Annotated in this window: 9 protein-coding genes; 1 reads left to right on the top strand and 8 read right to left on the bottom strand. The window is 30.7% G+C overall.

Translation table 11 applies throughout. The annotated features are described in order from the left end of the window. Positions 1 to 25 precede the first annotated feature (25 nt). The 6 genes from AB3K27_RS04050 to AB3K27_RS04025 form a co-directional block, all read right to left on the bottom strand. Complete coding sequence (locus AB3K27_RS04050) at positions 26 to 1,147, bottom strand: glycosyltransferase (protein WP_368489971.1); 1,122 nt, start codon at positions 1,145 to 1,147, stop codon at positions 26 to 28. Between the two features lie 5 nt (positions 1,148 to 1,152). After that, the gene (locus AB3K27_RS04045) at positions 1,153 to 2,334 is read right to left on the bottom strand and encodes a glycosyltransferase (RefSeq protein ID WP_368489970.1); all 1,182 of its coding nucleotides are present in this window, start codon (positions 2,332 to 2,334) and stop codon (positions 1,153 to 1,155) included. Between the two features lie 19 nt (positions 2,335 to 2,353). Beyond that, positions 2,354 to 4,192, bottom strand: a complete 1,839-nt coding sequence (locus tag AB3K27_RS04040; RefSeq protein WP_368489969.1) for a polysaccharide biosynthesis protein — start codon at positions 4,190 to 4,192, stop codon at positions 2,354 to 2,356. 178 nt (positions 4,193 to 4,370) lie between these two features. After that, positions 4,371 to 5,297, bottom strand: a complete 927-nt coding sequence (gene galU, locus AB3K27_RS04035; protein WP_368489968.1) for a UTP--glucose-1-phosphate uridylyltransferase GalU — start codon at positions 5,295 to 5,297, stop codon at positions 4,371 to 4,373. 23 nt (positions 5,298 to 5,320) lie between these two features. Continuing rightward, the gene (locus AB3K27_RS04030) at positions 5,321 to 6,406 is read right to left on the bottom strand and encodes a tetratricopeptide repeat protein (protein WP_368489967.1); all 1,086 of its coding nucleotides are present in this window, start codon (positions 6,404 to 6,406) and stop codon (positions 5,321 to 5,323) included. A gap of 27 nt (positions 6,407 to 6,433) precedes the next feature. Continuing rightward, entirely contained in the window at positions 6,434 to 8,161 is a 1,728-nt protein-coding gene (locus tag AB3K27_RS04025; RefSeq protein ID WP_368489966.1) for a phospho-sugar mutase, read from the bottom strand. Between the two features lie 281 nt (positions 8,162 to 8,442). Here AB3K27_RS04025 and AB3K27_RS04020 point away from each other — a divergent pair, with 281 nt between their 5' ends. Continuing rightward, positions 8,443 to 9,903, top strand: a complete 1,461-nt coding sequence (locus tag AB3K27_RS04020) for an aminotransferase class I/II-fold pyridoxal phosphate-dependent enzyme (protein WP_368489965.1) — start codon at positions 8,443 to 8,445, stop codon at positions 9,901 to 9,903. 24 nt (positions 9,904 to 9,927) lie between these two features. On the opposite strand, the gene AB3K27_RS04015 is transcribed toward AB3K27_RS04020, so the two are convergent. Both AB3K27_RS04015 and AB3K27_RS04010 read right to left on the bottom strand, forming a co-directional pair. Further along, complete coding sequence (locus AB3K27_RS04015) at positions 9,928 to 10,371, bottom strand: DUF523 domain-containing protein (protein WP_368489964.1); 444 nt, start codon at positions 10,369 to 10,371, stop codon at positions 9,928 to 9,930. Between the two features lie 18 nt (positions 10,372 to 10,389). Then, positions 10,390 to 12,750, bottom strand: coding sequence for an endonuclease MutS2 (locus AB3K27_RS04010; protein ID WP_368489962.1), 2,361 nt, complete (start codon positions 12,748 to 12,750; stop codon positions 10,390 to 10,392). Between the last annotated feature and the right edge of the window lie 28 nt (positions 12,751 to 12,778).

Raw genomic sequence — 12,778 nt, 5'->3', positions numbered from 1 at the left:
AATCACTGCAATTATGCACTGTGAATTATGAATTGCAAATTGTATATATAGCATTTAATTTTGATTCATTGCTTTCCCAAAAATAATTATTTTTGGCTTTTCTCATATTTTCTATTATATTATTTTTTTCTGCCGGATCTTTTAGAAGTTTCTCTATAATATGTTCTATTTCTTCTTTAAGATTTTTTCCTTCTATTCCATAGCCAAAATTATTTTTCCAAACCTCATGTCCAAACTCCGTAACTTTATTGGCAATAATAGGTGTCTCTGTTATTATGCTTTCATAAAATTTATTAGGCATGGATATGGTAGCTGTATCCCCTGGATAAAAGGCATAAGTTACATCTATATTTTTATACAATTGTTCCAATTCACTTATATTATAAGCACCTTTTATTTCTACATTTGAGAATTTTTTAGAATAACTGGCAAGTTGTTCTGCATATATTCCCCAGCCGCAAATTATTACCTTTACAGATTTATCATACTTTTGTGCCGCATCAATTAGTGCTTTTATCTCATCATAATATCTAACAGAACCTATAAATCCTATTCTAAGTAGATTATCTGGAGTTTTTTCTATATCATTAAATAAACTTTTATAAGGTGCATTATTTACTATGTAAATATTTTTACTTATCTTTTTATAAACTTCCTTCATCTTGGGAGTAACCACTATATGGGTATCTACTCTTTTTACCATATGTTTTTCCAGTAAAATAACAGAATAATATATAAGTTTGTTTAGAAGTCCCTTCCTATTGTAAAAATACATGTAAAACAAATCGTGTTCATCATATGTAACCTTTAATTTAAGCTTTTTATTTATACTATATCCTATAAAAAGTCCGTCAAAATCATGACAGTGCAGTGCTTGAAAATTCTTGTCTTTCATGTAATTATAAACATCATCTTTAAAATTTAAAAACTTAAAAATTTGCTTATATCCTGTGCCATATTCTGCATTTCCAAAAAATCTTACTATATGTATTCCATCTAAATCCTCTTCCGGAGTATCCACATAAGTTCCCTCTCTATCCCAGCATAAAATAGTTATCTTATGTCCAAGTTTTTTCAGTGATTTTGCCTCTTTATATACTCTGGGATCCGGATCAAATCCATTGGTCAATATCATTGCAATATTCACTTTCCTCACCTCATAATTTCATTGTATATATCAATAGTTTTTTGTGCATTTCTAAGCCAGGTAAATTCTTTTAATACAGTATTTTTACCATTTTGTCCTATGATTCTGGCTTCAGATTTATTACTTAATATATAATCTATGGTAAAAATCAGATCCTCCACCTGATGGGGTTCAACTAAAAAACCATTCTTTTTATCTTCGATAACGTCTTCTATTCCCTGACCCCTGACACCTATAACCGGTATTCCACTATTCATAGCTTCTATATATACTATTCCAAATCCTTCTTGCCAGCTGGGAAGTGAAAAAACATCACATTTCGAAGACATATATTTTATTACTTGAGAATGAGGCAATCTACCTAGAAAAAATACATTTCCATTTAAATTCAGATCATTTACCAGCTTTCTTAAATTTCTATTTTCTTCTCCATCTCCAATTATGTAATACATTAAATCAGGATATTTTTTTACAAGTTTTGATACTGCCCTTATATTTAAATCTATACCTTTGGTTTTTATTAAAGCAGATACACTTAGCATTATATGACTTCCCTTTAATTCCACTTGTTCCTTTATTACATACTCTTCAGGATTGATCCCATTATTTATAACTATGGTTTTATTTAAAATATACTTTTCTTTTATAACATTTTTCAATTTATTACTGACAGTTATTATTTTATCTGCAGCTTTTAAAACTTTAAATACATTTTTTCTGCACATACTATTCTTTTTTACGGTATATTGGAAATCCTGACCGTGAATGGTTACTACAAAAGGTACATTATACTTTTTACTTAAGTGTATAGTTGCGAAACCTACAGGTATGGCAGTATGTGCGTGTATAACATTGAATTTAAATCTTTTGTATAAATTATCTATAGTTCTTTTTATACCAAGATACATAAAAATTCCAGAGTACTGTAGAAATAGCCCTCTTGGAAATTCTACATATCTAGGATAAAAAACTTCCACCCCATCAAGAAATACTTTAGTGGGAATATCAATATAAGCTTTATATTTTTTTATTACACCTAAAAAAGATGGCACATAGGGTACCGGACATATTACCTTTACTTTACAGCCCTCATTTATAAGCTTCTGTACCTGTTTATGGACAAAAATACCCAAAACACTATTTGAAGGTGAGGGATACATATGGGAAATAACTAGTATATTCTTCATGGGCTTATTCATCCTTTTGCTATTTTTTTCTCTTATAAGTAGGAACTTTCTTTTCTATAAGCTGCATTATATGCTCTTTATCCTGATTCAATACTTCTTTAAATTCATCAATAGATTTTTCTATAAAATTCATATCTACCTTATTAGGTTTTTCCACAAATATTTTATCATGCTCCGTAGAAGTCAATGCTATTTCATTCATAAGCAGTTCTTCATATAACTTTTCACCTGGTCTAAGACCTGTATATTCTATTTTTATATCTACATCCGGTTCATATCCTGATAAAGTTATAAGATCTCTGGCTAAATCCACTATCTTAACAGGTTTTCCCATATCAAGCACAAAAATTTCTCCCCCGGCAGCTATAGCACCTGCCTGAATTACCAATTGAGCCGCTTCTGGAATTGTCATAAAAAATCTATTTATTTCAGGATGAGTTACTGTAACAGGCCCACCATGAGCTATTTGCCTTTTAAATAATGGAATTACAGAACCATTACTTCCCAAGACATTTCCAAATCTTACAGCCACATATTCAGTTTTACTGACTTCATTAAAAGCCTGCACCATTATTTCACAAAATCTTTTTGTAGCCCCCATAACATTGGTAGGGTTAACAGCTTTATCCGTACTTATCTGTACAAATTTCTCTACTTTAAATTCATCACAGCATTTTAAAACTCTATAAGTTCCAATTATATTGTTCTTTACAGCTTCTGAAGGATTTCCCTCCATAAGAGGAACATGCTTATGGGCAGCTGCATGAAAAACCACCTGTGGAGTATACTTCCTGAATATATCCTTTAACCTCTCACTGTCTCTTATAGATGCTATAATTACTTTTTTATTTAAATCAGCATAATTATAATTTAATTCCATCTCAAGATCATATACATTATTTTCATATATATCTAATATAAGTAATTGTTTGGGCTGAAATTTAGCTAGTTGTCTGCATAATTCGGAGCCTATAGATCCTCCTCCACCTGTAACCATTATAATTTTATCTTTTATGTACTTGCTTATGTCCCGAGTATTTAATTTAACCTCTTCTCTTCCAAGCAAATCTTCTATATTTACATCTCTAAGCTTTGTAATATTTATGTTTCCGTCTATCATCTCATATATTCCCGGTAAAGTTTTTAATTTGCATTTTGTATTTTTACATATGTTTATAATTTCTCTTTTTGTATGAAGATCAGCAGAAGGCATTGCAATTATTATTTCTTCTATACCCCTATTTTTGCATACCTCTATTATTTCATTTCTTCCACCTAAAACTTCTATACCCTTTATGAGCTTCCCCCTTTTAGATTTGTCATCATCTATAAGCCCTATTATATTATAGTTGAAATTTGTATGTTTTTTTATTTCTTTTATGAGCATTGCAGCGGCATCTCCTGCTCCAATTATAAGGAGATTTTTATGTCTTCTTTTTTTACAATTTTCTTCCTTTTTGTCTCCAGATAATCTATATGTAAATCTTATCCCACCTAAGGCCAATACAGACAGTATCCAAAAAATTATATGTACTGTATAGGGAAATCTATAATACCTGTTCTCAAGAAATTTATAGTTTATAAAATAACTGTAAATTATAAAAATAATATTGGATAGAGATACGGAGTACACTATAGAAATCAACTCTTCTACAGATGCATATTTCCATATGTTGTTATATAAATTAAAAAATTTATTGCACACTAATGTTACTATAACCACTGGAACAGCAGATAATTTCAAAAATATCATATACTCTGATGGTATATTAAAATCAAACTTAAGTAATAAAGCAAAGTATAAAGAAGCTATGAGAAAAAATATGTCATACACTATAAGTTTTTTGTCTTTCTGCATTTAAACACTTCCTAAATCTATTGATTATATAAACTCTCCTTATCTATTTTACATCATAAAGAAAATTAATCAACATATTTTTGCCATCCAGCAATTATACATATAAGCTTAACATTGCTATAATTATTTTTGCTGTAATTTAACATATAGTTAAATTACAGCAAAATCAAATGCTACCCTATTGCAATTGTTTCTCCTTTACCTTATCGGTCACTTCATCCTTAACTTCTTTAAATATGGTCTGTTCTTTCAACCCTAAAAGATATTTCATAAAAGGTTTTTTTAGTTCTTCTTTCTTTAATGCAAATTCCACTGTAGCCTGAAGGAATCCAAGCTTATCACCCACATCATATCTTCTCCCTTGAAAAGTATAAGCGTACATAGCTTCATTCTTGGCCAGAGTTCTAAGGGCATCTGTAAGCTGTATTTCTCCTCCTTTTCCTGGAGTAGTATTTTGTAGTATTTCAAATATAGAAGGAGTTATTATATATCTTCCAAGTATAGCCATATTTGAAGGAGCTTCTTCTACTTTGGGTTTTTCTATTAAATCTTTAACCTTATATACATTATTTTCTATGTACATACCTTTCACTATGCCATATTTGTATACTTCTTCTTTAGGTACTTCCTGTACTCCTATAATTGAAGTTTTATATTCATTATAACAATCTATAAGCTGCTTTAAACAAGGAACTTCATTATCTACCACATCATCCCCCAGCATTACTGCAAAAGGTTGATTCCCTACAAAAGTTCTGGCACAACCTATGGCGTGGCCAAGACCTTTTGGTTCTTTTTGTCTTATATAATAAATATCCGATATACTGGATATATCTTTTACTATTTTCAAAAGATCTTCTTTTCCCTTTTTCTCCAGTTCTCTTTCCAATTCTATAGATTTGTCAAAATGATCTTCTATAGCCCTTTTATTTCTCCCTGTTATTATCAATATTTCTTCTATTCCAGAGGCTACTGCTTCTTCTATAATATATTGTATAGTGGGTTTATCTACTATGGGAAGCATCTCTTTAGGCTGGGCTTTAGTAGCAGGTAAAAACCGTGTACCCAACCCTGCGGCGGGTATTATAGCTTTTTTTACATTCATAATAAATCTCCTCTCATTAATTTTTAATTCTTATCTACTGTTTTATTAATAATTTCGTTTAACTCTATTACCACCTGATCTTTTGAATCCAATTTTTTTGCAATTTCCAAATGAGCTTTAGCATCTTTTAAATTTCCTGAATTCAAATAACACAATATAAGATTTGTACATACCTCCACTGATTTAGTGGCTTCAAAAGCTTTCCTTAAATAAGCTATGGCCCTTTCATAATTTCCTAAAGATGCATAATTTATTCCCATTTCATTTACCACCTCCACTATGCTGCTATCTATATTTAAAGCTTCATTTAAATAATAGATAGCTTTTTCGTGGTTTTCAATCATCCTATATCCCACAGCTATATAATAATAAATAGAGGCATTGTCTCCTAAAATATCTATAAGGGGAATTAAATATTTCAGAGCTTCCTGGGGATTGCTTTCCAAAAGTTCTTTCCCCCTGTCATAATCTACGGCAGACTTCAACCACTGTTTCATATCTGTTACCTCTAGAGTTTCTTCTCCACCTTTTACTATGTAGTTATTTATACAAAACAGCGCCCTTTCGTCGTCTCCTTCTTCTTTCTTTATAATTGCCTCATATAAATAAGGCAGAGCATAATTATCTTTAAGTTTAGCCTTTTGCAATATATTTAATTCCTCTTCTTTATATATATTATTTTTCTTTCTAATTTCCTCTGCCATAACTATGAGTTTATCATATATTTCTACAGTATCTTCTATTTGGGATAAGCCTTTCAAAATTATATAGGCTTCTTCATAATTTTTGCTTTTAACATTTTTTCCAATTATACTTTTTATAAACTTATTATTATTTTTATCTTTAGAAATTATATCTTTATAGTATTTATTAAATCTAAATTCCTCATCTGCCCCCAATACATAAAACATACCTTCTATAAAATATGTTACAGGTATTTTATCCAGATTATCCTGTAGTTTAATACTATCTACTATATACCTGGAATTTATAGGTATATATATATCTTCTTCTAATGAAATCTTAAATATCTTTTTAATGTTTTCTTTTTTTATTTCCAAGAATAATAATTTAGACAATTTCTCTGCAAAATAAGATTTTATACTCATAAGTTTTGTCACCTGCACATTTTATTATTAACAATTGGCATCCTTAATTATATTCATTACATTTTGTTTTAACATTTCCATTTTGTCTTCAGAATCTTTTAAACTATTTCCTATTACTGAAAAATAAATTTTTATCTTTGGTTCTGTTCCTGAAGGCCTTACTACAAACCAACTCCTATCCTCCATAACAAATTTAAGTACATTCGATTTTGGAAGCTGTATTATATTTTCAGTTATATTTACAAGATCTTTTTCAATACTTAATTTATAGTCTAGTTTTTTAACTATTTTTACTCCTCCCAATGTTCTTTTCATGGAATGTCTCAAATATTCAAGTATTGTGTCTATTTCTTCACAACCTTCCCTGCCTTTAAGTTCTATAGAAACTATATTTTCCTTATAAAATCCATATCTGCTATAAAGATTGATTAATGCCTTGTAGATATTTATTCCCTTCATCTTATAGTATAAAGCCATTTCACATATTAAAGTAGATGCAATTACAGCATCTTTATCTCTTACAAAATCTCCTGCCAGATATCCATAACTTTCTTCAAATCCAAATATAAATTTTTTATTTTGAGACTGTTCAAATTCCTTTATTTTTTCCCCTATATATTTAAATCCGGTTAATACATCTATAAGTTTTACATTATACTCATCGGCTATAGTTTTTACCATCTCCGTAGTTACTATTGTCTTTATTATTACACCATTTTCTGGCAATCTATTCAACTCTTTCAATGAGGATAAAATATATTCTGTCAAAAGAATTCCTACCTGATTTCCAGTAAGTGCCCTATAGTTATTGTCATTATCTTTCACTATAATTCCTATTCTGTCACAATCAGGGTCCGTTCCAAATATTATATCTGGTTTTACTTCCTTTGCTAAATCTAAAGCCAATTGAAACACTTTAGGATCTTCTGGATTAGGGCATGCTGCTGTTGGAAAATTTCCATCTGGATATTCCTGATCTTTTACTATAAATACATTTTCATATCCTAATTCCTTTAAAGTTCTCCTTACCGGAATATTTCCAGTTCCATGAAGCGGTGTATATATTATATTTAAATCTTTTCCATGGGAGGATACCAGTTCTTTTCTTATAACGATTTGTTTTACTTTTTCTATATAAGACCTGTCTATATCTTCTCCTATTACGCGAAAAATTTTTCTATTTTCTGCTTCTTTTATATCCATACGCTTTATTTCTGAAAAATCCTTAATATTGTTTATATAATTAAGTATTTTATTTGCGATTTTATCTGTCACCTGACCACCATCTTCTCCATAAACCTTGTATCCATTATAATTTTTAGGATTATGGGATGCCGTTATAACAATCCCTGCTTTGCATTTAAGTTCTCTTACTGCATAAGAAAGCATTGGAGTAGGATGAAGTGTGCCAAAAAGATTTACTATTATACCATTTGCACATAAATTACTTGCAGCAGCCCTGGCAAATTCTTTAGACATTATTCTACAATCATAGGCTATAGCTACAGAAATATTATTGCCATATGTCTCTATAAGATATCGTGATAAGCCTTCAGTTGTTTTTCCAACAGTATGTATATTCATTCTATTGGTCCCCAAACCTATTATACCTCTGAGACCACCTGTACCAAATTCTAACTCTTTATAAAATCTATCTTCTATTTCCTTTTCATCCTTTATATTTTTTAATTCTAATTTTTCCTCATTATTTAAATAAGATGAATTTAACCAGAACTCATACTTTTCTCTATACATATTTTTACCTCCTACATGCAATATTTAACATTTACTATTATACTATAAATTTTATAATCAAAGATACCTATAATCTTATATTTTACTTTTATTTTACTTTATGTACATAATTTATGAATATGTTATTAATAGATTTTATTATTATATAAAAATTAGCTGCATATTATTGAATTTATAGAACAATTAACATATAATGATATTAGTTTTGATTAAACGTGCGGCCGACCCTTTAATTTTAAAAGTTAAAGGGATATTTTTATGAAAGAAGGTGCTTTATCAAGGTGTATAGATTAGATCAAAGTGAAACTCCACTATTTGACGCATTAATGGAATATGTAAACAGGGACACCATACCTTTTCATGTACCAGGACATAAAAAAGGTATAGGAATGGATAAGGAATTCAAACAATTTATAGGAGAAAACCTATTTAAAATTGATGTTACTGTATTTAAACTAGTGGATAGCCTTCATCACCCTACAGGTCCAATAAAAAGAGCCCAGCAATTAGCTGCAGATGCCTATGGTTCTGACGCTGCTTTTTTTTCCATTCATGGTACATCAGGAGCTATACAGTCAATGATTATGGCTGTAGTAAATTCTGGTGACAAATTAATAATTCCGAGAAATGTGCATAAATCCGTTACTGCAGGAATTATACTAAGCGGTGCAATACCTGTATATATGCAGCCAGCCCTAGACAAAAGAGTAGGAATTGCTCAGGGTGTCACTCCTGAAACTGTGGAGAAGACTTTAAAAAAGCATCCTGATGCCAAAGCTGTTTTAATAATAAATCCTACCTATTATGGAGTAGCTACAGATATAAAGAAAATTTCAGATATTGTACACAGTTATGATATTCCTCTAATTGTAGATGAGGCTCACGGACCACACCTTGGTTTTAATGATAATCTACCTATGTCCGCTATAGAAGCCGGTGCGGATATGTGTGCACAAAGTACACATAAAATAATCGGTGCCTTAACCCAGTGTTCCCTACTTCATGTCTGTTCAGAACGTATTGACATAAATAGAGTTCATCAGGTTTTATCTCTATTACAGACAACTTCTCCCTCTTATATTTTAATGGCTTCGCTGGACTGTGCCAGAAGACAAATAGCTCTTCATGGAAAAGAACTTTTGGATAAATCTATTGAACTTGCAAATTATGTGCGGTATGAAATAAACAATATTAAAGGATTCTACTGCTTTGGAGAAGAAATAGTAGGAAATGAGGGTGTCACAACCCTTGATCCTACTAAAATAACTATAAACTGTAGAGAACTTGGAATTACAGGATATGACTTAGATATGATCTTATCCAATAAATATCATATTCAAATGGAGCTTTCCGATTTATATAATGTTTTAGCAGTGGGTTCCTTTGGGGATACTAAAGAAGCCATGGATACCCTATTGCAGGCATTGAAAGAAATAAGCATGGAATATTATGTTAAAGAAAATAAAAAATCTGATTTTTTAGATATACCCGATATACCAAAACAGATAAAAATCCCAAGGGATGCTTTTAATTCTCCTAAACAACCACTTCTCTTAAAAAACAGTATAGGCATGATAAGTGGTGAATTTTTAATGGCATATCCTCCTGGAATACCAATACTTTGTCCTGGAGAAGAGATAACAAAAGAAATTGTAGATTATGTACAAAGATTGAAGGACACTGGATTATATGTTCAGGGTACAGAAGATCCCGAGGTAGAATATATAAAAGTAGTAGTATAAATACAAATACAAGGTACGTTCCCTCTATACATCTTCTTCTGTATATATTTTTATTCCATTTTTAACAAGAAGCTCTGTTGTAACTCCATTTCCTTTTATAATGTTTTTCTTAAAACTGCCATCATAAATTTTATTATAACCGCAGGAGGGACTTTTAGATTTTAATATGGCTTTTTTTATATCGAATGCTTTAGCTATATTTAAGGTTTCATAAGCCCCTCTTAGAAAATTATCTGTAACATTTTTTCCGTCTGAAGTTATTACAATGGCTTTTTTATTTAATACATCTTTTCCTGTACCTCCACATATTTCACAGGGTTCTCTTGGGGTGGTAAGTCCTCCCAGCTGTTCTGGACATACAGGTATCATTCTCTCTTTCCTTATAAGTTTTAAAACATCCTGAGAAAGATTGTTTTCCCCATTGTATTTAGTATTAATTCCACACAAACATGCACTTACTAATATCATTTTTCCTCCTAATCTAAACTACTTTAGTTCTACTATTGTAACTCCAGTACCACCTTCACCATACTCACCAATTCTATAGCTTTTTACATGGGAATGAGATTTCAACATATCTGTTATGGAACTTCTCAATATTCCCGTACCCTTTCCATGTATTATAGTTACTTCTTTGAGTCCTGCTATATAAGCATCATCTAAATACTTATCTGTAATATAAGCTGCTTCTATAGAATCCATTCCTCTCAGGTCTACTGATGCAGCTACATTTTTTAAATTTAAGTTGACTTCTCTTTTTAATTTTTTATCTGTACTTTTAGTACTTCCTTTAAATGCCCTTAATTTTTTTAGATTAACACTTATTTTCATAATGCCTGCCTGAACTTGTACCTCTCCTTTATTATCAGGCTTTGATAATACCAATACTTTTTGGTTCAGTGACGGAATAAATACTTCTTCACCTTCTCTTACAGACTTAAGCTGCTGGCCATTTTCACTTTTGACTTTATATAAATTTTCCTCAGTATTTTCCAGTTTATCTTTAAGCATTTTTCTACATTCTTCTAATTTATGCTTTACTGAAGAATTATAACCCATTTTTTCTAATTCTCTTATATCCTTTAAAATTCTATCTGCCTCTTCTTTAGACTCTCTTATTATTTCTCTGGCTTTTCTATGGGCTTCTGTAATGGATTTATCCCTTACTTCTTGTAATCTACTAGCCTTTTGTTCATATTTTTCTTTAATTTTAGCTGCTTCTCTTTTGAGTATTTCCGCTTCCCTAAAATAATTTTCAGCCTTTATTCTCTTTTCCTGAAGACTTTGAATCAAATCTTCAAACTTTAAAGCTTCACTGGCTATATTCTCTCTTGCAGCTTTTATTATAAATTCAGGCAGTCCAAGTCTTTTAGATATTTCAAAAGCATTGGATTTTCCAGGTATTCCTATCATAAGTTTATAGGTAGGTTTTAAGGTATCCACATCAAATTCTACCGAGGCATTTTCTACTCCATTACTTTTTAGGGCATAAGCTTTCAATTCACTATAATGAGTTGTAGCAACTATCATGGAACCTCTGTTTTTTAAATTTTCAAGTATGGATACTGCAAGTGCCGCTCCTTCTGTAGGATCGGTACCAGCCCCTAACTCATCAAATAACACCAAAGATTTTTCATCACATTTGTTGATAATATTGACTATATTGGTCATATGGGAGGAAAAGGTAGATAAATTCTGCTCTATACTCTGTTCATCACCAATATCTGCAAATATCTCTGTAAAAAAACCTACAGTTGAATTTTCCCTGGCAGGTATCATAAGCCCACTTAAGGCCATAATGTGTAAAAGTCCTATGGTTTTAAGTGCTACAGTTTTTCCCCCGGTATTGGGTCCTGTTACAACAAGACAGGTAAAATCCTTACCAATATATACATCCATAGGTACTACTGTTTTTCTATCTATGAGAGGATGTCTTCCCCCTACTATATCTATTATACAATTATCATTTACTATAGGGATATTACCATTTAATTCACTTCCAAATTTAGCTTTAGCAAATATAAAATCCAATTCCCATATTATATCTGCATTGTTTTTAATCACAACTATATTGTCATGTATTTCCCGGGACAGTTCATATAATATTCTATCTATCTCGGCTTTTTCTTTTAACTTCAATTCTTTTATTTCATTATTCAAATTTACAAGAGCCATAGGTTCTATATACAGTGTTGAGCCACTGGAACTTTGATCGTGAACAAGCCCCGGTACTGAAGCCTTATTTTCTGCCTTTACCGGCAGCACATACCTATCTCCCCTTATGGTATACAAATTATCCTGTAGATAAGAAGAATATGTTCTTATAAGCGAATTCACCTTATCTCTTACAGAGGCATTTTTATCTCTTAAACTCTTTCTAATACCATATAAAAGAGAACTTGCCCTATCTGATATTTCATCTTCATCTTCTATGGAAATAAAAATTTTGTCTTCTAAGTCCTTTAATAAAACAATACCCTGACAAATATCTTCTATAATTCTGAAGTCTTCTCCTTCTTCTTTTGATCTTATATATTTTTCAAATCTCCTGGACGCTTTTAAAACAGCTCCTATCCTAAAAATTTGTGCTGGCATAAGCATAGAACCTTTTTGCGCCATCTTTATACCCTGTCTTATATCGTAAACTCCATCAAAAGGAGGATTTCCTCTGGATATAATAAGTTTTAAAGCCTCCTCAGTTTCTTCTAAATGCTCTCTTACTTCATATATATTATCATAGGGTTTTAAATTATCCACTATATCTTTGGCTGCACTGGTATTTGTATACCTTTTTAATTTATCCTTTACTTTATAAAATTCTAAAATCCTTAGCGATTTTTCGTTCATTTAAATTTATCCTTCCTTTCAAGACTAA

The sequence above is a fragment of the Clostridium sp. BJN0013 genome (assembly GCF_040939125.1).
GTDB lineage: Bacteria > Bacillota > Clostridia > Clostridiales > Clostridiaceae > Clostridium_B.
Note: the sequence above shows the minus strand (reverse complement) of the source record. Positions and strands in the feature narration are given on the sequence as shown.